This window comes from Micromonospora sp. CNZ297, from assembly GCF_007827625.1.
This window is the reverse complement of the sequence record NZ_VISU01000018.1, coordinates 134,982-156,260: the sequence shown is the minus strand read 5'-3', so window position 1 is coordinate 156,260 and position 21,279 is coordinate 134,982. Positions and strand designations below refer to the sequence as shown.

The following is a 21,279-nucleotide window of genomic DNA, read 5'->3' as shown; positions in this document are numbered from 1 at the left end:
CTGGGCCATGATCCACGTCATGGTCACCCGCCTGGCCCGACACACGAAACCGGCCCAGGCAACCCACACCTGAGCCGGAATCTCAAACACTCACTAAGAAGGGGCCCTTCCTTACATCTCAGGCGCCGATGGCGTGGTAGCCGCCGTCGACGTGGACGACCTCGCCGGTGGTGGCCGGGAACCAGTCGGACAGCAGCGCCAGGCAGGCCCGCGCGGCGGGCTCCTGGTCGGTGAGGTTCCAGCCCAGCGGGGCGCGCTCGGTCCAGGCGTCCTCGAACCGGTCGAAGCCGGGGATGGACTTGGCCGCGATGGTCCGCAGCGGGCCGGCCGCGACCAGGTTGCTGCGGATGCCCTGCTTGCCCAGGTGCAGCGCCAGATAGCGGGAGGCGGACTCCAGCCCGGCCTTGGCCACGCCCATCCAGTCGTAGACCGGCCACGCCTTGGTGGCGTCGAACGTGAGACCCACCACGGCGCCCCCGGCGGACATCAGCGGCAGCGCGGCCATGGCGAGGGACTTGTACGAGTAGGTGGAGACCTGGAGCGCTGTCGCCACGTCCGCCCAGGGGGCGTCGAGGAAACCGCCGCCGAGGCAGCTCTGCGGGGCGAACCCGATCGAGTGCACGACGCCGTCCAGGCCGTCGACGTGCTCGCGCACCTTGTCGGCCAGCCCGGCCAGGTGCTCCTCGTTGCTGACGTCCAGCTCGATCACGGGCGCCGGCTCGGGCAACCGCTTGGCGATCCGCTCCACCAGGGAGAGCCGGCCGTAGCCGGTGAGCACGACCTGGGCGCCGTTCTCCTGGGCGAGCTTCGCCACCGAGAAGGCGATCGACGCGTCGGTGATGACGCCGGTGACCAGCAGCCGCTTACCGGCGAGAAGTCCGGACATTGCGTGTCTCCTCCGTGCTCTGCTCAGTGGCCCATGCCGAGGCCGCCGTCGACCGGGATGACGGCGCCGGTGACGTATCCGGCCGCGTCCGAGGCGAGCCAGGTGACGACGCCCGCGACCTCGTCCGGGGTGGCCATCCGGCCGGCCGGGATCGACTTGCGGATCTCCGCCTTGCGCTCCTCGGGCAGGCCCGCTGTCATGTCGGTGTCGATGAAGCCGGGCGCCACCACGTTCGCGGTGATGTTGCGGGTGCCCAGCTCGCGGGTGATCGAGCGGGCCACGCCGACCAGGCCGGCCTTGCTGGCCGCATAGTTGACCTGGCCCGCGCCGCCGGAGAGGCCGACCACCGAGGAAATGAAGATCATCCGGCCCCAGCGGCCGCGGAGCATCTTCGTCGAGGCCCGCTTGGCGACCCGGAACGAGCCGGTCAGGTTGGTGTCGAGGACGCGCGCGAACTGCTCCTCGGACATCCGCATGATCAGCGTGTCGTCGGTGATGCCGGCGTTGGCGACCAGCACCTCCACCGGGCCGAGTTCGGCCTCGATCGCGGTGAACGCGGCGTCGACCGACTCGGCGTCGGTCACGTCGCACCGCACCCCGAACAGGCCGTCGGGAGCCTCGCCGCTCCGGTACGTCACCGCCACCCGGTCGCCCTGCTTGGCGAACGCCTGCGCGATGGCCAGGCCGATCCCCCGGTTCCCGCCGGTCACCAGCACGGTTCGGGCCACGGATCCCCCTCTGCTCCAGTGATCTCTCGGTCGGTCGGAGCCTAGGGGTTACCGACAGGTAAGCGCTAACCCGCGCAGGTCACAGGGCCCACCCCGGCCGACGTCGGCGGGGGTCCGCGGAGGCTGCCGGCCGCGCGCGCGACACCCACACCCCCGGTGTACGATGATCGCGTCTACGGGCCGCTCCGTGCCCGCTCCGGGCCCCGCCGACCGCAGGAGGTGATCGCTGTGCGAGATAGCGATCCTCCCAGTCGTGGCCGGGCCCACCGTCAGCCCCGCTGAGCCACGGCTCGGTCCACCCGGCTGACCCGCTTCCCGCCCTCCGCACCGCATCCGCTTCCCGGCGACCACGCCGGGGTGTGGCCTGCCGCGCGGCGGAGCACCCGGTCACGACTTCGTGCGCGTACGCCCCGACCCCCCCACGGCCCTCACCGGCCGACCGTCGCCACGGAGCACACTCATGAGCCGTTACGTCGCCCCGCTGGGCTTCACCCTCGCCGCCGTCTGGGTGGCCGTCCTGTTCGTGCTGGCCGGCGGCGGTCACTGACCACCGCCGGCCGGTTCCGGCTCAGACCAGCCGGGACGTCCAGAGCAGACTCAGCCCGCCCGCGCACAGCGCCAGCAGCAACGCGATCCCCGCGTACCACTGGGTGATCTCGCGCGGCTCGGTCCGGTAGCCGATCGAGCTGCCCATGTCCTGGTAGACCTGCTTCAGTTCGCTGGCCGACGCGGCCTCGTAGAAGAAGCCCTGCGTGGTCTCCGCGAGCTGGGACAGCGCGGTGCGGTCCACCGGCACCCGCTGGAGCTGCCCGCCGATGTCGACCTGCCCGGAGTCGGTGCCGAACGCGATTGTGGACACCGGCACGTTCGCCGCCTGCGCCGCCGCGGCGGCCTCCTCGACCGAGCGGCCCGACGTGCGGTAGCCGTCGGACAGCAGCACGATCCGGGCCGGCGGGATGCCGGCGGCGCCGTCGGCCGGCACCGAGCGGATCGCCTCCAGGCAGGTGAAGACCGCCTCGCCGGTGGCGGTCGCCTCGGCCAGCACCAGCCCGTCGATGGCGGTGGTGACGGCGGCCCGGTCCTTGGTCGGCGGCACCAGGACGTTCGCCGACTTGGCGAACGAGACGAGCCCCAGGTTGTAGCTCTCCGGCAGCTCGCCGACGAACTGCTTCGCAGCCTCCTGGGCCGCCTCCAGGCGGTTCGGCGACACGTCGTCGGCCTGCATCGACAACGACACGTCGATGGCGAGCATCACCGTGGCCCGCTCCAGCGGCTCCCGGGTGTCGATCGCCGGCCGGGCCAGCCCGGTCGCCAGCACCAGCAGGCAGAGCAGGAACGCGGTGGCCGCGACGTGCCGCCGCCAGCCCAGTCCCTTGGGCGCGACGGTACGCAGCAGGTCCACGTTGGTGAACCGCAGCGCGTACTGCCGGCGGTGCAGTTGCCGCCAGACGTACGCGGCGGCGAGGGCGAGCACCGGCAGTACGGCGAGCAGCCACCACGGTTGCAGAAAACGGATCATCGCGTCGTCCCTCTGGTGCGGGCGTGCCGCTGCGCGGCGACGAAACGCACCATGTCCAGCAGCCAGTCTCGGTCGGTACGCAGGCGCAGGTGGGCCGCGCCCGCGGCGCGCAGCTCGGCGGCGATCGCCCCGCGCTGGGCGGCCGCCGCCTCGGCGTACCGGCGGCGCAGGCCCGGGTCGGCGGTCTGCACCTCGTGCAGTTCACCGCTCTCCGGGTCGACCACCGGCAGCACCCCCACGTCGGGCAGTTCCAGTTCCCGCGGATCGACCACCTCGACGGCCAGCACGTCGTGGCGGACCCGCAGCTTACGCAGCGGCCGGCCCCACTGCTGCGGCGGCGCGAGGAAGTCGGAGATCACCACCGCCACGCCGCGCCGCCGGGGCGGGCGGTTGAGCATGTCGACGAGCGCGCCGAGGTCGCTGCGGCCGGGCCGGATCTCGGCGCCGGCGACCGCCCGCAGCAGCCCCTGGGCCTCCTTGCGGCCGGAGCGGGCGGGCAGCCGCAGCATCGTCCCCGGCCCGCCGGTGCCGACCACCGCGCCGATCCGGTTGCCGCCCCGCACGGTGAGGTGGGCCAGCGCGGCGACCGCGGCGACCGCCACGTCCCGCTTGAGCCACCGGCCGGTGCCGAAGTCCAGGCTGGCCGACATGTCGACGGCCAGCCAGGTCTCCAGTTCGCGGTCGGCCACCGTACGCCGGACGTGCGGCATGGTGGTGCGGGCGGTGACGGGCCAGTCCATCCGGCGCACGTCGTCGCCGGGGCGGTACTCCCGGGACTCCCCCGCCTCGCTGCCAGGTCCGGGCAGCAGCCCGGCGTAGTCGCCCTGGAGCAGCCCGTCCAGCTTGCGGGTCACCATGAGCTGGAGCCGGGCCAGCACGGCCCCCGAGCGGTCGCCGGCGGCGCTCAGCGGGGTGGGCGAGGTCACGGCCGCTGCCCGGGCCATCCGTTGTGCGGGACGGCCGGTGGCGGCGGTGTGGCCTGCTGACGGGGCGCGACGGCGGGCAGCGGGATGGTCGACATCACCCGGTGCACGATGTGGTCGGCCGGTACGTCGTCGGCGAGCGCGTCGTAGCTGAGCACCAGCCGGTGGCGCAGGATGTCCGGCGCGATGTCCTGCACGTCCTGCGGCAGCGCGTAGTCCCGCCCGCGCAGCAGCGCCAGCGCGCGGGTGGCCCGGACCAGGCCGAGCGAGGCGCGCGGGCTGGCGCCGTACTGGATGAGCTGAGCCACGTCGGGCATGCCGTGCTCGGCCGGCGCCCGGGTCGCGAGCACCAGCCGGACCGCGTAGTCGACCAGCGCGTTGTGCACGAACACCTGGTCGGCCTTGTGCTGGAGGGCGACCAGGTCCGGGGTGTCGAACACCCGGGCCGGCTCGGGCGGTGCCACGCCCATCCGGTAGACGATCTCGCGCTCCTCGGCGTCGGTCGGGTAGCCCACGACGATCTTCATGAGGAACCGGTCCCGCTGCGCCTCGGGCAGCGGGTAGACGCCCTCCTGCTCGATCGGGTTCTGGGTGGCCATGACCAGGAACGGGTCGGGCACCCGGTGGCTCTCGCCGCCGATGGAGACCTGCCGCTCGCTCATCACCTCCAGCAGCGCCGACTGCACCTTGGCGGGCGCGCGGTTGATCTCGTCGGCGAGCAGGAAGTTGACGAAGACCGGGCCCAGCTCGACGTCGAACTTCTCGCTGGACTGCCGGTAGATCCGGGTGCCCATGATGTCGGCGGGCACCAGGTCGGGGGTGAACTGGACCCGGGCGAACGAGCCGCCGACGACCCGGGCCAGGGTCTCCACGGCGAGCGTCTTGGCCACACCCGGTACGCCCTCCAGCAGGCAGTGCCCGCGCGCCAGCAGCGCGACGAACATCCGCTCGACCATCCGGTCCTGGCCGACGATCACCCGCTTGGTCTCGAACAGCGCCCGCTCCAGCAGCGTGGCGTCCTGTGCCGGGGTGGTGCCCGCCGGGGGCGGCGCGTCCGGCGCCACCTCGGTCGGGTTCGGCACGTCGGGTGTGGTCGGCTGGGCCACCGGTCCTCCACAGCAGGTTCGTCGTCGCGGCGTGGTGCGTATCAAGACTGTCATGCCTCGCTGAGAGCCGAGGGTGGGAGAGGCACGATTTTCGCCGCGCCGTCCGGCCACGCCGTCCCGCCGCGCGGGAAACGCTGAACACGGGTGGACAACAAGGGGTCCGCAGTGTGTACGATTCACCCCGTCGCCGGGCGGCTCCCCCCGTGGCCGCCCGGCGCTAAAACTTCCGGCGTGCGGCCTCTAGACTCGCCCCGGTGACGACTCCCACCACCCCGGACGAGACGCTGATCTGCTCGGCGCGGGGGTGTCGCGCGCCCGCCGCCTTCCAGCTCCGCTGGCACAATCCCCGCCTGCACGCGCCCGACCGGCGCAAGACCTGGCTGGCCTGCCCGGACCACCGGGGCTCCCTCGGTGACTTCCTCGACGCACGCGGCTTCCTCCGCGAGGTGGTCCCGCTGCCCTGATCGCCTACGCTCGAAGCGTGAGCGAGCAGATGACCCGAGCCCGTACCGGCGGCGAGCACGGCAGGTCCTCCCGGTGAGCGGTGACGGCCCGGCCGGCCTCCCGCCCGCCTCGCGCAGCGCGTTGGAGCCCTGGCCGGACACGGTCCGCTGGCAGCCGATCTCCCGCGACCTGATCTGGGTGGAGCTGATCCGGCTCGGCATCGGGCTGGCCGTGGCGCTCGTGGTGCTCGGCGTGTCCTGGGCGCTGTCCGGGCACTGGCTGCTCGGCGCCGTCGTCGGCCTGGCGGTGCTGATGGGCGTCTGGCGGTCGGTCACCATCGTGCGGGCGGTCCGCGCCTGGGGGTACGCCGAGCGCGACGACGATCTGCTCGTGCGGCACGGCCTGCTGGTGCGGCGGTTGTCCATCGTGCCGTACTCGCGGATGCAGTTCGTCGATGTGAGCGCGGGTCCGCTGGAGCGCGCCTTCGACCTCGCCACCGTGCAATTGCATACGGCCGCGGCCGCGAGCGACGCGCGGGTGCCCGGGCTGCGTCCGGCCGAGGCGTCCCGGCTGCGCGACCGGCTGACCGCCCTGGGCGAGGACCGGGCGGAGGGCCTGTGAGCGAACGGAGCGACTCCGGCGCCCCGCCGCCCCAGGACGACCGGCCCGAGCCGACGCCCGGCCCGCCCACGCCGGCCGACGCGGCGCAGCCACCGGCTCCGGGTCAGCAGCCCAACGGGTATCCGTGGCCGCCCGCGCCGGGATACGGACCGCCGCCCGTCCCCGGACCACCATCCGGGTACGGGCCTCCGCCCGGCTACGGACCTCCGACCGGGTACGGGCCGCCCGGCTCGGCGGCACCCGGGTACGGGCCGCCGCCCGGACCCGACGCGGCGCCCGGGCCGTGGCCCGCGCCGCTGCCGCCGTACCCGGGACCGTGGGGTCCGGCGGCCGGGCCGCCCGCCGGTGGTGAGGAGCCCCGGCAGCGGCTGCATCCGCTCAGCCCGGCGCTGCACGGCGCGAAGTCGCTGGTCGTGGTGATCGCCGGGCTCTCCTGGTCGACGCTGTCGCGGGTCGGGTTCGGCTGGTTCGCGGTGCTGGTCACCGTCTTCGTGCTCGGCGCCACGGTGCTGTCGGTGGTGAGCTGGTGGAACACCGGCTACCACCTGGTGGGCCGCGAGCTGCGGGTCTACGAGGGCCTGCTGTGGCGGCGTACCCGGGCCATCCCGCTGGAGCGGTTGCAGGCGGTGGAGGTGGTCCGGCCGCTGCTGGCCCAGCTCACCGGCCTGGCCGAGCTGCGGCTGGAGGTGGTCGGCGGGGGCAAGACCGAGGCGCCCCTGGCCTACCTCAGCGTCGCCGAGGCCACCGCGCTGCGTCAGCGGCTGCTCGCGGTGGCCGGTCGCTCCGCCCCGGCGCCGGTTCCGGCGGCCGAGCCCGGCGCGCCGGTCGCGCCCGTGCCGGAAGGGCGCCGGCTGCACGCGGTACGCAACCAGGACCTGCTGATCAGCCAGTTGCTCACGCCGCAGGCGTTCCTGCTGCCGTTGGGCCTGGCGTTCGTCGGCGCCCAGTTCCTCTCCGAGGGCTCGTGGTCGTTCATCGCGGTGGCGAGCACGCTCACCGCGATGGCGGGCGTGGTGCTGCAACCGATCCGCCGGGTGCTCGACGACTGGAGCTTCCGGCTCGACCGGGACGACGGCACGCTGCGCGTGCACAACGGGCTGCTGGAGACGCGGATGCAGACCGTGCCGCTGCACCGGGTGCAGACCGTACGGGCGACCTGGCCGCTGCTCTGGCGGATGAAGGGGTGGTTGCGGCTGCGGCTGGAGGTGGCCGGCTACTCGGCCGGTGAGCCGGACGACCGCAACCGCCCGGACCGGCTGCTGCCGGTCGGCGACGCGGGCACCGGCGCGATGGTCGTGGCGGAGGTGCTGCCCGGCGTACGGCTGGACGCGCTGCCCGCCACGCCGCCCCCGTCGCGGGCCCGGTGGCTGCGCCCGCTGAGCCGCAAGGTGGTCGGCGCCGGTCTCGACGAGCGGGTCTTCGTGGCCCGCTCCGGGCTGCTGACCAGGCAGTTGACGCTGGTGCCGTACGCCCGGATCCAGAGCGTGCGGGTCACCCGCGGTCCGGTGCAGCGGCTGCTGCGGCTGGCCACCGTGCACGCGGACACCGCCGGTGGGGCCGGGGCTGCGGCTGTCGACCGGGATCTGGCCGACGCGTGGGAGCTGGCCGCGGAGCTGACCGAGCGGTCGCGCGCCGCCCGCCGTACCGACAGCGGCCGCTGACCCCGGCGGCCGCGACGCCACGACGGCGGCGGGCGAACCACGGCGGCGCGCAGACGACCCGGCCGCCCGTGACGGCGGCGGGGGGCCTACCGGCGCTCGGCGGGCACCGCGTCCCGGTCGTCGGCGGCGCGGTCCGGGGTGTCGGCGGCGGTGTCGCCGTCGGCGGACGGGGCACCTGCGGCGACGGCGGGCTCACCGGCACGCCGGGCCTGCCGCGCCGCCCACCAGCGCTCGGCCAGGCCGACCACCAGGAACGTCATGCCCACGTACGCCCAGCCGACCAGCACGTCGATCAGGTAGTGCTCGCCGCTGTACATCAGCGTGAACGTCATGGCCAGCGGATACGCCAGCATCAGCGGCCACCAGCGCTTGCGCACCGACCGCATGAAGAACAGCACCACGAACAGCGCGAACGCGGTGTGCAGCGACGGCATCGCGGCCACCGGGTTGGAGGCGATCTGCCCGGCGTTGAGCAGGTTGCCCGCGCCGTGCATGCCGATCTCCTTCCAGCCCCGGGTGGAGATCCGCGCGACCTCGGTGAGCAGGCCGTTCTGCGCCGCCCACCACGGCGGCGCGGCCGGGTAGGCGAAGTAGGTGACCAGGCCGGCCGCGCACAGGAAGCCCCAGCGCGACATGTACGCGATCCAGCGCCGCCGGTTGCGCATCCACAGCACCGCGGCGGCGGCGAACGTCGCCACGAAGTGCGAGAAGTAGATCCAGCTCACCAGCACGTCCCACCAGCGCACCTCGGACGCGTCGTACAGGCGCTCCTGGAGCCAGATCGTCGGCACCTCGCCGCCGGTGAGCCACCCGGTGAGGAAGCGGTCGGCGACGATCAGCTCCATCGCGTGCGGGGTGGCGCCGTTGTCGGCGAACCCGCGGGACAGGTTGTACGCGGCGAGCAGCAGCACCACCGGGATCCAGTCCCGGGCGAAGCGCAGGTGGCTGCGCCACGGGCGGGCCGAGTTCCACGCGACGGTGCCGGCCCAGATCCACAGGAACGCGTACGCCGGGTCGGTGGGCAGGCCGATGGCGAGCCAGGCGACGACGAAGGCGACGCCCCAGATGGTCATCGCGATCACACGGCGGCGCCCACCGTCGGGCGATTCGGTGGTCGCGTCGGGGGCGGGGGTCGGAGATTGTGTCAGCTCGGCCATCGCGGACAAGGTTAACGGCGGGCGACGGGCGGGCATGCGGGCGGGCGGTGGCGACCGGACCGGCGGCGGCCCGGACGCCGGACGGCCGCGGGTCGGCTGCACTAGGCTCGGCCGCATGCAGGAGCAGCCGGAGTCGCCCTTCACGCCGGGCCTGACCGCCCGGGTCGAGCTCACAGTGACCGACGCCGACACCGCGCAGGCGGTCGGCTCGGGGGACGTGCCGGTGCTCGGCACACCCCGGGTGCTGGCGCTGGCCGAGGCCGCGACGGTGGCCGCCACCGCGACCCGGATGCCGTCCGGGTCGACCACTGTCGGCGTGCGGGTGGAGCTGGAGCACCGCGCGGCCACGCCGGTCGGTCGTACCGTGGCCGCCCACGCCGAGCTGGTGAAGGTCGACGGGAAGCGGCTCGTCTTCGACGTGACAGTCACCGACGGGCCCACCGTGGCGGCGCAGGGCCGGGTCGAGCGGGTGCTCGTCGACCGGCAGCGCTTCGTCGAGCGGGCCGTGCGCCAGTCATGACGGCCGGGTTCTCCGAGGTCGCCGCCGGGGTGCACGTGCTGCGCGAGCCGACGCTCGCGGTGAACGTCGTGCTGGTGGCCGGTGACGGCGCGGCGCTGCTCGTCGACACGCTCTCGACCGCCCGGCAGGCCCGGGAGCTGGCGGAGGCGGCGCGGGCGGTGACGCCGTACCCGTGGACGATCGTGAACACGCACCACCACTTCGACCACTGCTTCGGCAACGCCACGCTGGCCGGGCCGGACACGGCGATCTACGCGCAGGCCCAGGCCGCGGCGGCGCTGCGGGACCGGTCCGACGCGGTGCGCCGCGCCGCGTACGAGGAGATGCGTGCCGGGCACCCGGCGCTGGCCGAGGAGCTGGCGCGTACCGAACTGCGGGCGCCGACGCACGAGGTGCACGAGGAGACGGTGCTCGACGTCGGCGGCCGGCGGGTGGTGCTGCGCCATCCCGGGCACGGGCACACCGACGCCGATCTGGTGGTGCACGTGCCCGACGCGGACGTGCTGGTCGCCGGCGACCTGGTGGAGCAGAGCGGGCCACCGGCGTTCGAGGAGTCGTACCCCCTGAAGTGGCCGGACGCGCTGGCCGACCTGCTGCGGCTGACCACGCCCGCGACGGTGGTGGTGCCCGGCCACGGCGAGCCGGTCGGCGTGGACTTCGTCCGCGAGCAGCACGCGCAGCTCGCGCGGCAGGCGTGGCTGATCCGCGCCGGGCACACCGGCAGCGCCCCGCCGGAGCGGGTGGCGGCCGAGTCGCCGTTCGGCGCCCGGCCGGGCCTGATCGCCGCCCGCCGCGGCTACGCGGAGCTGGACGGCACGGCCTGACCGGCGGCCGCGCTCAGCCGGCGTCGGCGAGGATCTCGCGGAGACGGTTGCGGCACTCGGCGACGAACGCCGGGAACGTGTCCCAGTAGTAGGAGACGCCGCTGGCCGCCACCCCGAGCGCCCAGGCGCGGGCCCGTGCCCAGGTCACGTCGTCCACGCCGAGCGCCTCCCGGTAGGCGTGCCGGGCCCGCGGCGGAAGGTCCCAGATCGGCGCGTGTTCCGCGTCGGGGTGCCCGACGGTCAGGCCGCCGAAGTCGATGACCGCCCGCAGCCGTCCGCCGTGCACCAGCAGGTTGGTGGGCTTGAGGTCGCCGTGCAGCCAGACGTGCGGCCCGGCGGGTTCGGGCAGGGTGAGGGCGTCCCGCCAGAGCCGGACCAGGGTGTCGACGTCCGTCTCGTCGCCGATCCGGCTCCGGCAGTCGTCGAGCGCCGCGGAGATCCAGGCGTCGCAGGGGTGGAGGCTGCCGCCGCGGTATCCGCTGAGCGGGCCCGCGCGGGTCGCGCCGAGCAGGTCGGTCGCGTGCAGGCGCCTGACGAATACGGCCAGGTCGGCGCCGAGGGCGGCCCAGTCCTCGACCGTGCCGGACCGGACCTCGTCGCCCGGTATCCACCGCTGCACCGACCACGGCAGCGGGAAGGCGTCGGCCGGGACGCCGGCGTACACCGGTTCCGGCACCCGGTACGGCAGCAGCGGCGCGAGCCGGGGCAGCCACTGCTGTTCCTTGCGCAGGGCACCGGCCTTCTCGGCGGTGCGCGGCAGCCGGACGAGCAGGTCGGCGCCGAGGCGGTACATCGTGTTGTCGGTCCCGGCCCCGGCCGGCGTCAGCGGCAGCGCGGCCCACTCGGGGCGCTGGTCGGCCAGCAGCGCCCGGACGACCTGCTCGTCCACGGGTATCTCGTCCTGGTGCAGGGCCATCCGGTGATCATGCGGGGCGGGACGGCGCGACGGCCACCGGGTTTCCGGGGGCCCGTCCGGGCGGTTCCGGCCGGGCATGGCCCCGCAGTGCGCCGAGCAGCGCGTCGAGGTGCGGGGCGGCGGCCAGGATCGCCTCCCTCGCCGCCGGGTCCAGCTCGGCCAGTGCCTCGTCGAGCAGCGCGGCGCGGTTGGTCTCGTAGTCGGCCATCCGGGCCCGGGCGGCCTCGGTCACGCGCAGCCGCAGCACCCGGCGGTCGCCGGGGTCGCGGTCACGGGCCAGCAGCCCGGCGTCGGTGAGGTCGCGGACCAGCGTGCTCACCGTGTTGGGCGCGGTGCAGAGGCGCCGGGCCACCTCCTTGCCGCTGATCCCCGGCGTCTCCCGGACCAGCAGCAGCAACTCCACCTGCGCCTCGGGCAGCGGGTCTCGTCCGACGCGCGCCCCGGTCCGGCGGCGCAGGAGGCGGTGCAGCTCCCCCACGACCGCTCCGACGCGCGCGACCTGCTCGTTCGTCGCCACGGGGTCACCCGCCTCACATCGCAATAGTTCTGACTACAGATGTAAGGTACCCGGACGCACCGGATCCAGGGGGTACCCACTCGTGAGCAACGCCGCGCCGACCGCCGCGCGCCCGGCCGCCGACCGCACCACCGCGTCCACCGGCGGCGTGACGCTGCTGGTGCTGCTCGGCACGCTCACCGCGATCGGTCCGCTGTCGCTGGACATGTACCTGCCGGCGTTCCCGGCCATGACCCGCGACCTCGGCGCCGACCAGGCCGGCATCCAGCTCTCGCTGACCACCTGCCTGATCGGCCTCGCCCTGGGCCAGCTCGTCACCGGTCCGCTCAGTGACCGCTGGGGGCGCCGCCGCCCGGTGCTGGTCGGCGTGGTCGCGTACACCGTGCTGGCGCTGGCGTGCGCCGCGGCGCCGAACGCCCCGCTGCTGGCCGCCGCGCGGTTCGCCCAGGGCGTCGCCGGCGGCATGGGCGTGGTGGTCGCCCGCGCGGTGGTCCGCGACCTCTACTCGGGACGGGACGCCGCGAAGTACTTCTCCCGGCTCACCCTGGTCTTCGGCGTGGCACCGGTGGCGGCGCCGGGCGTGGGCAGCCTGGTGCTGCGGTTCGGCTCGTGGCGGGCGGTCTTCGTGGCGCTCGCCGTCATCGGGGCGGTGCTCGCCGTGGCCGTCGCGCTGCGCCTGCCGGAGACGCTGCCGGCCGAGCGCCGCAGCACCGGTGGCCTGGGGGCCACCGTCCGGACCATGCGGTCGCTGCTCGCCGACCGGGTCTATCTCGGGTACGCGCTGACGCAGGGCTTCGCGTTCGCCGGGCTGTTCGCGTACATCTCCGGGTCGTCGTTCGTGTTCCAGGACGTCTTCGGCGTCTCCGCGGCCGTGTTCAGCGTGATCTTCGGCGTCAACGCGCTCGCCCTGGTCGCGGTCGGGCAGGCCAACGCCCGGCTGCTCGACCGGTTCACGCCGCGCCGGCTGCTGGTCACCACGCTCGTGGTCGGCCTGGTCACCGCGCTCGGCGTGCTGAGCGGCGCGCTGGCCGGCAGCCTGGCCGTGACGGCGGTGGCGCTGTTCGCCTTCGTCGGCTCGCTCGGCATGGTGATGCCGAACAGCACCGCGCTGGCGCTGGACGCGCACGCCCGGCACGCGGGCACCGCTGCGGCGCTGATGGGCGGCATCCAGTCGGTGGTCGGCGCGCTCGCCGCGCCGCTGGTCGGGCTCGGCGGCGAGGGCAGCGCGCTGCCGATGGCTGTGGTCCTGGCCGGCGCCGCGTTCCTGTCCCTGACCGCCGTCCTGACGATGACCCGTCCGCGCGCCTGAGCTCGCCCTCCGCGCGTGACGCCGGCCTCCGCGCGTGGGGGCGGGTGTTAAGAAGGGGCCCCTCCTCTACCGGAGGCGTTAAGAAGGGGCCCTTCCTTTCACGCGAAGCGGGCTTCGACCGCGGTGCGGGTGGGCATGGCGGTGGCGCCGCCCGGTGACTCGCACACCACCGCCGCCACCCGCAGCGCGAACGCGACCCGCTCCCGCCACCCGGCCGGGTCGGCCGGCTCACCGGCGACCAGCAGGTCGGCCACCAGCGCGCCCATCACCGAGTCGCCCGCGCCGGTGGCGTCCACCGCGTCCACCTTCGGCGCGGGCACGCGTACCACGTCGTCGCCGGCGGCGACCAGGGCGCCGTCCGCGCCGAGCGTGACCACGACGGTGCTCGCGCCCAGTTCCCGCAGGTACGCGGCGACGCCCTCGACCGGCTCGTCCGGGTAGAGCAGCCGCGCGTCGGCGCTGCTGAGCTTCACCAGGTGCGCGGCGGCGGCGAACTCGGCGACCACCGCCCGCAGCCCGTCCAGCGCGCCCGGCGTGGTGAGCAGGCGGGGCCGCACGTTCGGGTCGAACACCCGCAGCGCGCCCGCTATCGACCAGGCGCGCCGGGCGGCGGCCAGCACCGGCGGGTCGAGAAGCACGATCGAGCCGCAGTAGAGCACGTCCGCGCCCTCGACCAGCGCCACGTCCAGGTCGTCCGGGCCGAGCAGCGCGTACGAGCGGGGTTCGCCGTAGAAGCGGAAGTCCGGCTCCGCGCCGGCGAACGTCGCCACGGCGAGCGCTGTGGGCGCCGGCACCGTGACAGTCCCGCTCACGTCCACACCCGCGTCGGTGAGGAACGCGCGGATCCGTCCGGCCAGCGCGTCGTCGCCGAGCGACCCGACGAACCGCGCGTCTCCGCCGAGCCGGGCGATCGCCACCGCCACGTTGAGCGGGCCGCCGCCGATCGCCTGCCGGTAGACGGGTTCTCCGTCGTGCTCGGCGTCGAGCAGGTCCACCAGCGCCTCGCCGAGCACCACCGCGTACCCCATCCTGGCTCCCCTCGTCGTCCTCCCCCGATCCTGGCGCATGGCGGGGTCGCGGCGCGCCGCGACCCGGACATCGAGCAGCACCTATTGCGGGCGGCGTCCGGACGTGGTGGGATGGCGATGCCGGGTAACGACGCGGGGGGCTGCCGCGTCACCGGCCGCCGGGTCGAGCCGACGCGAGGGCATCCACGGTCCGTGGCAACGGACCGCAGGCGGTGCGCGCCCGCCGACGGCCCCGGCCGCACGCCGACCGGGCGCGGGCACCGCGATCGTCGCATCCGCTCGTCGCAGCGGGGCGGGCCGAACCGGGCCACGCTCCGCGAGTCAGGAGATCCCCGTGCACCGATCCCGTACGGCCGCGTTGCTCACCGCGGCCGCCACCCTGGCCCTGGGCGCGTTCGCCCTGGCCACCAACTCCGGACCGGCGGCCGCACACGGCGCGGCCATGACGCCGGGCGCCCGCACCTACCTGTGCTGGAAGGACGGCCTCACCGGAACCGGTGAGATCCGGCCGAACAACCCCGCCTGCTCGTCGGCGGTGGCCACGAGCGGGGCGAACTCGCTGTACAACTGGTTCAGCGTGCTGCGCTCCGACGCCGGCGGGCGGACCGTCGGGTTCATCCCCGACGGCAAGCTGTGCAGCGGCGGCAACCCCGGCTTCAGCGGGTACGACGCGGCGCGCAACGACTGGCCGATCACCCACCTGACGGCGGGCCGGTCGATGGAGTTCCGGTACAGCAACTGGGCCCACCACCCGGGCACGTTCTACTTCTACGTGACCAAGGACAGCTGGAGCCCGAACCGGCCGCTGGCCTGGAGCGACCTGGAGGAGCAGCCGTTCCTGCAGGTGACCAACCCGCCGCAGCGCGGCGCGGTCGGCACCAACGACGGTCACTACTACTTCACCGGTAACCTGCCGTCGAACAAGAGCGGCCGGCACATCATCTACTCGCGCTGGGTCCGCTCGGACAGCCAGGAGAACTTCTTCGGCTGCTCCGACGTGACGTTCGACGGGGGCAACGGCGAGGTGACCGGGATCGGTTCGGGCGGCAGCCCCGGCCCGACCACCCCGGCGCCGACCACGCCCGCCCCGACGACGCCCGCGCCGACCACCCCGGCCCCGACCACGCCCGCGCCGACGACGAGCCCGACCATGCCGTCCGGCACCTGCATGGCGGTGTACAAGGTGGTCAGCGCCTGGAACGGCGGCTTCCAGGGCGAAGTGATGATCATGAACCACAGCACCCGGACGTACTCCGGGTGGACGGCCAACTGGACCTGGCCCAGCGGTCAGACCATCAACCAGGTGTGGAACGGCACGTTGAGCGGCAGCGGGGCGTCGGTGAGCGTCTCCAACGCCGCCTACAACGGCAGCGTCCCGCCGGAGGGCACCACGACGTTCGGCTTCACCGCGAACTTCTCCGGCACCAACTCCCTGCCGACGGTCACCTGCACCGGCAGGTGATCCCGCAGTGAGAAGGGCCCCCGGGGGCGTACCCCGGGGGCCCTGTCACGTCTGGCGGGTCAGCGGACCATGCTGCCGACGACCGGCTTGGTGAGCAGCGCGGACTGGTTGCGCTGGATGCCCGGGTCGAGCGTCTTGGCCACGAAGATGGCGTGCCAGATGCAGAAGATCAGCACGGTCCACACCTTGCGGGAGTGGTCGGCCTCCTCCCGCTTGTGCTCGTCGAGCAGGCGCATCGCGTACGACAGGTCGATCAGGTCGCCCGCGCCCGAGGTGGCCAGCACGTGCCGCGCCCACTCGTACATCTCGCCGCGCAGCCAGACCCGGGTCGGGGTCGGGAAGCCCAGCTTCTTGCGGTTGACGATGGCCGGCGGCACGACGCCCTGGAGCGCCTGGCGCATCGCGTACTTGGTGGCCTCGGAGCGGGGCGGCAGCTTCAGGTCGACCGGGATGCCGGCGGCGACGTTGAACACCTCCCGGTCCAGGAACGGCACCCGCACCTCCAGCGAGTGCGCCATCGAGATCCGGTCGGCCTTGACCAGGATGTCGCCGCGCAGCCAGGTGTAGAGGTCGACGTACTGCATCTTGGTGACGTCGTCCAGCTCGGTGCACTCGGCGTAGATCGGCGCGGTCACGTCGGTGTAGCGCACCGAGGGGTCGTAGCGGCGCAGCAGGTGCTGCTTCTCCTCCTCGGTGAACATCCGGGCGTTGCCGTAGTAGCGCTCCTCGATCGGGGTGGTGCCGCGCTCCAGGAAGCTCTTGCCCTTGACGCCCTGCGGGATCGCCTTGGACACCGCGCGCAGGCCCTTCTGCACGCCGTCGGGCAGGCTGTTGACCGCGTTGAGCGACAACGGCTCCCGGTAGATCGTGTAGCCGCCGAAGAACTCGTCCGCGCCCTCACCGGAGAGCACCACTGTGACGTGCTCGGCGGCCTTCTTCGCCACGAAGTAGAGCGGCACCAGGGCCGGGTCGGCGACCGGGTCGTCCAGGTGCCAGACGATCTTCGGCAGCGCGTCGATCATGTCCTGCGGCCCGATCTTGGTCGGGATCGTGGTCACGTCGAGGTGCCGGGCCGAGTCCTGGGCCACGTCGATCTCGGAGTAGCCGGGCACGTCGTAGCCGACCGTGAAGGTGAGGATGTTCGGGTTGAACTCGCGGGCCAGCGCCACCACGGCTGTGGAGTCGATGCCGCTGGACAGGAACGAGCCGACCGGCACGTCCGAGCGCATGTGCATCCGTACGCTCTCGCGCAGCGTCTCCCGGATGTCGTGGTAGAGCCGCTGCTCGTCGGAGACCGGGGCCGGCCGGAACACCGGGCGGTACCAGCGGCGCACCTCGATCCGGCCACCAGGGGTCCAGGTCAGGTACTCCCCCGAGCCGATCCGGCTGATCCCCTTGTGCAGGGTGCCCGGCTCGGGCACGTACTGCAGCGTCAGGTAGTGGCTCAGGTTCGCGGTGTCGATACCAGCGTCGCCCTGGTACGCCGAGTGCGCGAACGGCAGCAGCGCCTTCTTCTCCGAGGCGAGGTAGAGGCCGTCCTGTGTCTCCAGGTAGTGCAGCGGCTTGATGCCGAAGTAGTCCCGCGCGCCGAAGGCCCGCCGCTCCTGCCGGTCCCAGATCACGAACGCGAACATGCCGCGCAGCTTGGTGAGCACCTGCTCACCCCAGTAGTGGTAGCCGGCGACGATCACCTCGCCGTCGCCGTTGGTGGCGAACTGGGCGCCGTAGTCGCGGATCAGCTCCTCGCGCAGCTCGATGTAGTTGTAGATCTCGCCGTTGAAGGTGAGCAGGTACCGCCCGCCCGCGTACGGCAGGGGCTCGTGGCTCAGCGCCACGTCGATGATCGCCAGGCGCTTGTGCGCGAACACGCCGTCCGCGTACCGGCCGGAGGCGTCGCCGACCACCTCGACCCCTGTCTCGTCCGGGCCGCGGTGGTGCAGGCACTCCAGTGCGCCGGCGATGTTGTCGCGGTGGGCGGCGGCGTCGCCGCGCGCGCTGAAGAAGGCCAGGAGTCCGCACATGGCCGCCATCTTTCCACGCGCCGGAAGCCACCGTCGCGGCACCGCAGGCACCTCCCGCTGTCGTGCGCGCGGTACCGTCGGGACCAGCGACGAGGCTCAGGGAGGGGCGGATCATGGCCGAGGAGCGGACCGGGCAGGGCAAGGCGGCGGACGGCACGGAGTCGCACGACCCGGATTTCCCGGAGGCGTTCCTGTCGTTCATGCGGCAGGGCTGGCGGGACACCGAACTGCCGGTCACACCGCGCGCCGAGGTGCCCAACCACGCCAAGCGCCGGGCCGCGCTGGCCGAGGCCTTCCCGGGCGAGACGCTGGTCATCCCCACCGGCAACGAGAAGGTACGCGCCAACGACACCGACCACCGGTTCCGGCCGGGCAGCGACTTCGCGTACCTGACCGGCGACCTGGAGCCGGACAGTGTCCTCGTGCTGCGGCCGGGCGGCGAGGCCACGCTGTTCATGCGGCCCCGGTCGTCCCGGGCGACCGATGAGTTCTTCCGCAGCCGCCACGGCGAGCTGTGGGTGGGCCGCCGGCCGACGCTGCGGGAGAAGTCGACCGAGCTGGGGCTGCCGACGGCCGACCTGAGCGAGCTGGACGCCGCGCTGGCCGAGCTGGCGCCGGGGCGTACCCGTGTGCTCCGCGGTTTCGACGCCCGGGTGGACGCGGCGGTGCGTCAGTACGACGGCGCGCGCGCCGAGGGGCAGCCCGGCCGCGACCGGGAGCTGGCGATCGCGATCGCTGAGCTGAAGCTGGTCAAGGACGAGTGGGAGATCGCGCAGCTCCAGGAGGCGTGCGACGCGACGGTGCGCGGCTTCGAGGACGTGGCACGGGCACTGCCCGCCGACCGCCGGGTCTCCGAGCGGCTGCTGGAGGGCGTCTTCGCGCTGCGTGCCCGGCACGACGGCAACGACGTCGGCTACGGCTCGATCGTCGGGGCCGGCGAGCACGCCACGATCCTGCACTGGGTGCACAACCACGGCGCCACCCGTCCGGGTGAGCTGCTGCTGATGGACATGGGCGTGGAGAACCGCAACCTCTACACCGCCGACGTGACCCGGGTGCTCCCGGTCGACGGCCGGTTCACGCCGTTGCAGCGTCAGGTCTACGACGCGGTGTACGCCGCGCAGCAGGCCGGCATCGAGATGTGCCGGCCCGGCGTGGCGTTCCGGGACGTGCACCTCGCCTCCATGCGGGTGCTGGCCGAGGCGTTGAAGGATCTCGGGCTGCTGCCGGTCAGCGTGGACGAGGCGATGGACCCGGCCTCCACGGTCTACCGGCGGTGGACGCTGCACGGCACCAGTCACATGCTCGGCATCGACGTGCACGACTGCGCCAACGCCCGCAAGGAGACCTACCGCGAGGGGCCGCTCGGCGAGGGGTACGTGCTCACCGTCGAGCCGGGGCTCTACTTCCAGCCGGAGGACGAGCTGGTCCCGGAGGAGTTGCGGGGCGTCGGCGTGCGGATCGAGGACGACATCCTGGTCACCGCCGACGGCCCGGTGAACATGTCGGCCGGGCTGCCGCGCGCCTCCGCCGAGGTGGAGACCTGGCTGGCCGAGCAGCGTGAGGCGGGCCCCCGCCTGCCTGGCTGATCCCCCGCGGCCGCGAACTCCCTCGGGCCCCACCACCGCGCCTTTCCGGCAGGTGGCGGGGCCCGCCGCCGTTCCGGGCCGTTCCCGTACCGCTCACGTGGTTGGTCACCGACCGCCGTTCGTGGGAGGAATGCGGGCTTTTTTCGGATACGTCTTCCTCGCGAGGAACCTTCTCATACGGTGCTGATCAGAGGCTACAACCGGTTTGTAGCTGGTCGCCCGGCCTGGGGCGGTGCGACCCGTTTGGGAAGAACCGAAAGGGCTCTCATGTCGAACGACGTAACGACACCCGACGGCGGCGCGCCGATGGCGCCCCCGCCGCGGACGAGCAAGCGGCGGGCGCTCTGGGTCGCCACCGGCGTGGCCGGGCTGACCGGCGTCGTCGGGCTGGCGGCACTCGGCGGTCTCGCCGCCCGCGACGACAAGTCCGGCACCGAACCGGTGGCGGAGAACCACGCCGCCGCGCCGCAGAACGCCGCTGACGACTCCCGCGCCGAGGGCGGGAAGGGCGGCGAGAAGGGCGAGGACGGGTACGGCAAGGGCGGCCGCGACCGTGGCGAGTGGGGCCCGGACAAGGGCGAGTGGGGCAAGGACGGCAAGGACGACCACGGCAAGACCCGCGAGGTCCCCTGCAAGGACGACGCCCTGATCGACGCCCTCGAACTGGCCAACCGCGACCACGGCGGCACCATCAAGCTCGCCGAGAACTGCACCTACGAACTCGGCGTCAAGGACCGCAAGTTCGGCTCCGCCCTGCCCGAGATCAAGCAGGACGTCACCATCAAGGGCAACAACTCCACCATCAAGCGCGACGCCGAAGACACCTTCCGCATCTTCCGCGTCGTCGACGGCGGCGACCTCACCCTCAAGGACCTCACCGTCAAGGGCGGCAACGCCAACGAGTTCAAGTACCCCGGCGGCGGTGGCCCCGCGCCGACGGCGCTCGTCCCGGACGGCAAGGACGACGACAAGCGGTTCGAGGGTGACGGCGGCGCGCTCCTGGTGGAGCGTGGCGGCAGCGCGCACCTGTCGAACGTGAAGCTCGTCGACAACAACGCCGAGGGCGACGGCGGCGCCATCGCCAACTACGGCCGCACCTGGCTCAAGGAGAGCAAGGTCGTCGGCAACCACGCCCAGGGCGACGGCGGCGGCGTCTACAACGAGGGCATCCTCAAGGTCGAGGAGACCCACGTCGACGACAACACCGCAGGCGGCAACGGCGGCGGCATCGCCAACGGCGGCGGTGAGCACCACGACGGGCCGGTCGACCTGGCCTCGGCCGCGAAGCCCGGCAAGGGCGACAAGGGCGAGCACGGCAAGCACCACGCGGGCACCGTCGAGATCATCGGGGCGCACGAGGGCAAGGACGCCTCGCTGAGCACGCTGAGCCACAACCGGGCCGGCCACAACGGTGGCGGTCTGTTCAGCAGCGGCGGCTGGGTCACCGTCTCGTTCACCGCGATCGGCGGCAACGTCGCCTGCGAGAACGGTGGCGGCGTGTACGCCGAGAACACCGACCTGCTCCTGGAGAAGGTCCACGTGGCGGGCAACCACGCCGACGGCGACGGCGGCGGCGTGGTGACGACCGGTGGTCGGGACTGGGCCGGTAACGGCGCCGAGAAGGACGGCCTCGCGGGGAGCGCCACGATCGCCGACAGCGCCGTCGTGGACAACACGGCCGGCCGGTTCGGTGGCGGCATCTTCAACGGTGAGTGGCTCGTCAAGATCGAGGACGGCTTCATCGTCCGCGACCACGACAAGGACGACAACGCCACCCTCACCATCCGCGACACCGACATCAAGGGCAACACCGCCCTCAACGGCGGCGGCATCTTCAACAACAAGGCGAAGATCACCCTGACCAAGACCCACGTCACCAAGAACACCGCCACCGACTCCAGCAAGCTCCACCGGGTCGCCGGCGGCGTCCTCAACAACGAAGGACGCGTCAAGCTCGACGACAAGTCCCTCATCAGCAACAACGACCCCACCAACTGCGCCAACACCGTCGAGGACTGCTTCAACTAACGGAACCACCACATAACCGG

General features: G+C 73.4%; 19 protein-coding genes. 9 read left to right on the top strand and 10 right to left on the bottom strand.

Annotated features, from left to right (window positions below; translation table 11 throughout):
* Window positions 1-118: 118 nt before the first annotated feature.
* The 5 genes from fabI to FB454_RS26380 all read right to left on the bottom strand — a co-directional run bounded on the left by fabI (window position 119) and on the right by FB454_RS26380 (window position 5,162).
* Window positions 119-886, bottom strand: coding sequence for an enoyl-ACP reductase FabI (fabI, locus tag FB454_RS26400; RefSeq protein WP_145751994.1), 768 nt, complete (start codon window positions 884-886; stop codon window positions 119-121).
* A gap of 23 nt (window positions 887-909) precedes the next feature.
* A complete protein-coding gene (fabG, locus tag FB454_RS26395; RefSeq protein ID WP_013287372.1) occupies window positions 910-1,614 on the bottom strand; it encodes a beta-ketoacyl-ACP reductase in 705 nt (234 codons plus the stop codon).
* 568 nt (window positions 1,615-2,182) lie between these two features.
* Window positions 2,183-3,133 (bottom strand): VWA domain-containing protein, encoded by a 951-nt coding sequence (locus tag FB454_RS26390; RefSeq protein WP_013287373.1) that lies wholly within the window; start codon window positions 3,131-3,133, stop codon window positions 2,183-2,185.
* Window positions 3,130-4,077: a DUF58 domain-containing protein gene (locus tag FB454_RS26385; RefSeq protein WP_041799075.1), complete on the bottom strand. Its 948-nt coding sequence runs from the start codon at window positions 4,075-4,077 to the stop codon at window positions 3,130-3,132. Before FB454_RS26385 ends, FB454_RS26390 begins: the two co-directional genes overlap by 4 nt.
* Window positions 4,056-5,162, bottom strand: a complete 1,107-nt coding sequence (locus FB454_RS26380; protein WP_013287375.1) for an AAA family ATPase — start codon at window positions 5,160-5,162, stop codon at window positions 4,056-4,058. The genes FB454_RS26385 and FB454_RS26380 overlap by 22 nt, the downstream gene beginning before the upstream one ends.
* Window positions 5,163-5,416: 254 nt before the next feature.
* Between FB454_RS26380 and FB454_RS26375 the strand changes: the two genes are divergently transcribed.
* From FB454_RS26375 to FB454_RS26360, 3 genes are all read left to right on the top strand, one after another.
* Window positions 5,417-5,626: a hypothetical protein gene (locus tag FB454_RS26375; protein ID WP_013287376.1), complete on the top strand. Its 210-nt coding sequence runs from the start codon at window positions 5,417-5,419 to the stop codon at window positions 5,624-5,626.
* 73 nt (window positions 5,627-5,699) lie between these two features.
* Window positions 5,700-6,227, top strand: a complete 528-nt coding sequence (locus FB454_RS26370) for a PH domain-containing protein (protein WP_145823705.1) — start codon at window positions 5,700-5,702, stop codon at window positions 6,225-6,227.
* Window positions 6,228-6,523: 296 nt separating this feature from the next.
* Window positions 6,524-7,888 (top strand): PH domain-containing protein, encoded by a 1,365-nt coding sequence (locus tag FB454_RS26360; RefSeq protein ID WP_357001298.1) that lies wholly within the window; start codon window positions 6,524-6,526, stop codon window positions 7,886-7,888.
* A gap of 86 nt (window positions 7,889-7,974) precedes the next feature.
* Here the strand turns inward: FB454_RS26360 and FB454_RS26355 are convergent, their stop codons facing one another.
* A complete protein-coding gene (locus FB454_RS26355) occupies window positions 7,975-9,045 on the bottom strand; it encodes a phosphatase PAP2 family protein (protein WP_013287379.1) in 1,071 nt (356 codons plus the stop codon).
* A 115-nt stretch (window positions 9,046-9,160) separates the two neighbouring features.
* Between FB454_RS26355 and FB454_RS26350 the strand changes: the two genes are divergently transcribed.
* Together FB454_RS26350 and FB454_RS26345 are read left to right on the top strand one after the other, a co-directional pair.
* Window positions 9,161-9,565, top strand: coding sequence for a thioesterase family protein (locus FB454_RS26350; protein ID WP_013287380.1), 405 nt, complete (start codon window positions 9,161-9,163; stop codon window positions 9,563-9,565).
* Entirely contained in the window at window positions 9,562-10,389 is an 828-nt protein-coding gene (locus tag FB454_RS26345; protein WP_013287381.1) for an MBL fold metallo-hydrolase, read from the top strand. The genes FB454_RS26350 and FB454_RS26345 overlap by 4 nt, the downstream gene beginning before the upstream one ends.
* 13 nt (window positions 10,390-10,402) lie before the next feature.
* Here FB454_RS26345 and FB454_RS26340 read toward each other — a convergent pair whose 3' ends face one another.
* Both FB454_RS26340 and FB454_RS26335 read right to left on the bottom strand, forming a co-directional pair.
* Window positions 10,403-11,305: an aminoglycoside phosphotransferase family protein gene (locus tag FB454_RS26340; RefSeq protein ID WP_013287382.1), complete on the bottom strand. Its 903-nt coding sequence runs from the start codon at window positions 11,303-11,305 to the stop codon at window positions 10,403-10,405.
* A 7-nt stretch (window positions 11,306-11,312) separates the two neighbouring features.
* Entirely contained in the window at window positions 11,313-11,822 is a 510-nt protein-coding gene (locus tag FB454_RS26335) for a MarR family winged helix-turn-helix transcriptional regulator (RefSeq protein WP_013287383.1), read from the bottom strand.
* A gap of 82 nt (window positions 11,823-11,904) precedes the next feature.
* Between FB454_RS26335 and FB454_RS26330 the strand changes: the two genes are divergently transcribed.
* Window positions 11,905-13,131 carry a multidrug effflux MFS transporter gene (locus FB454_RS26330; RefSeq protein WP_013287384.1) on the top strand — a complete coding sequence of 409 codons (1,227 nt, stop codon included), beginning with the start codon at window positions 11,905-11,907 and terminating at the stop codon, window positions 13,129-13,131.
* Between the two features lie 98 nt (window positions 13,132-13,229).
* Here the strand turns inward: FB454_RS26330 and FB454_RS26325 are convergent, their stop codons facing one another.
* Window positions 13,230-14,159, bottom strand: coding sequence for a carbohydrate kinase family protein (locus FB454_RS26325; RefSeq protein ID WP_145823704.1), 930 nt, complete (start codon window positions 14,157-14,159; stop codon window positions 13,230-13,232).
* Window positions 14,160-14,487: 328 nt separating this feature from the next.
* On the opposite strand from FB454_RS26325, the gene FB454_RS26320 reads away from it, so the two are divergent.
* Complete coding sequence (locus FB454_RS26320; RefSeq protein WP_176739886.1) at window positions 14,488-15,621, top strand: lytic polysaccharide monooxygenase auxiliary activity family 9 protein; 1,134 nt, start codon at window positions 14,488-14,490, stop codon at window positions 15,619-15,621.
* Window positions 15,622-15,680: 59 nt separating this feature from the next.
* Here the strand turns inward: FB454_RS26320 and asnB are convergent, their stop codons facing one another.
* Complete coding sequence (asnB, locus tag FB454_RS26315) at window positions 15,681-17,642, bottom strand: asparagine synthase (glutamine-hydrolyzing) (RefSeq protein ID WP_036311876.1); 1,962 nt, start codon at window positions 17,640-17,642, stop codon at window positions 15,681-15,683.
* Window positions 17,643-17,755: 113 nt separating this feature from the next.
* On the opposite strand from asnB, the gene FB454_RS26310 reads away from it, so the two are divergent.
* Both FB454_RS26310 and FB454_RS26305 read left to right on the top strand, forming a co-directional pair.
* On the top strand, window positions 17,756-19,231 hold the full coding sequence (locus FB454_RS26310; RefSeq protein ID WP_145823703.1) for an aminopeptidase P family protein: 1,476 nt from the start codon (window positions 17,756-17,758) through the stop codon (window positions 19,229-19,231).
* 267 nt (window positions 19,232-19,498) lie between these two features.
* Window positions 19,499-21,259 carry a hypothetical protein gene (locus tag FB454_RS26305; protein WP_145823702.1) on the top strand — a complete coding sequence of 587 codons (1,761 nt, stop codon included), beginning with the start codon at window positions 19,499-19,501 and terminating at the stop codon, window positions 21,257-21,259.
* The last annotated feature ends 20 nt before the right edge of the window (window positions 21,260-21,279 follow it).

Bases quoted from the DNA above. Each gene is read 5' to 3' on its own strand.
- FB454_RS26390 (WP_013287373.1), bottom strand. From the start codon at position 3,133: ATGATCCGTTTTCTGCAACCGTGGTGGCTGCTCGCCGTACTGCCGGTG.
- fabI (WP_145751994.1), bottom strand. From the start codon at position 886: ATGTCCGGACTTCTCGCCGGTAAGCGGCTGCTGGTCACCGGCGTCATC.
- FB454_RS26325 (WP_145823704.1), bottom strand. From the start codon at position 14,159: ATGGGGTACGCGGTGGTGCTCGGCGAGGCGCTGGTGGACCTGCTCGAC.
- FB454_RS26350 (WP_013287380.1), top strand. From the start codon at position 9,161: ATGCAGGAGCAGCCGGAGTCGCCCTTCACGCCGGGCCTGACCGCCCGG.
- FB454_RS26345 (WP_013287381.1), top strand. From the start codon at position 9,562: ATGACGGCCGGGTTCTCCGAGGTCGCCGCCGGGGTGCACGTGCTGCGC.
- FB454_RS26385 (WP_041799075.1), bottom strand. From the start codon at position 4,077: ATGGCCCGGGCAGCGGCCGTGACCTCGCCCACCCCGCTGAGCGCCGCC.
- FB454_RS26310 (WP_145823703.1), top strand. From the start codon at position 17,756: ATGGCCGAGGAGCGGACCGGGCAGGGCAAGGCGGCGGACGGCACGGAG.
- FB454_RS26355 (WP_013287379.1), bottom strand. From the start codon at position 9,045: ATGGCCGAGCTGACACAATCTCCGACCCCCGCCCCCGACGCGACCACC.
- FB454_RS26340 (WP_013287382.1), bottom strand. From the start codon at position 11,305: ATGGCCCTGCACCAGGACGAGATACCCGTGGACGAGCAGGTCGTCCGG.
- FB454_RS26305 (WP_145823702.1), top strand. From the start codon at position 19,499: ATGTCGAACGACGTAACGACACCCGACGGCGGCGCGCCGATGGCGCCC.
- asnB (WP_036311876.1), bottom strand. From the start codon at position 17,642: ATGTGCGGACTCCTGGCCTTCTTCAGCGCGCGCGGCGACGCCGCCGCC.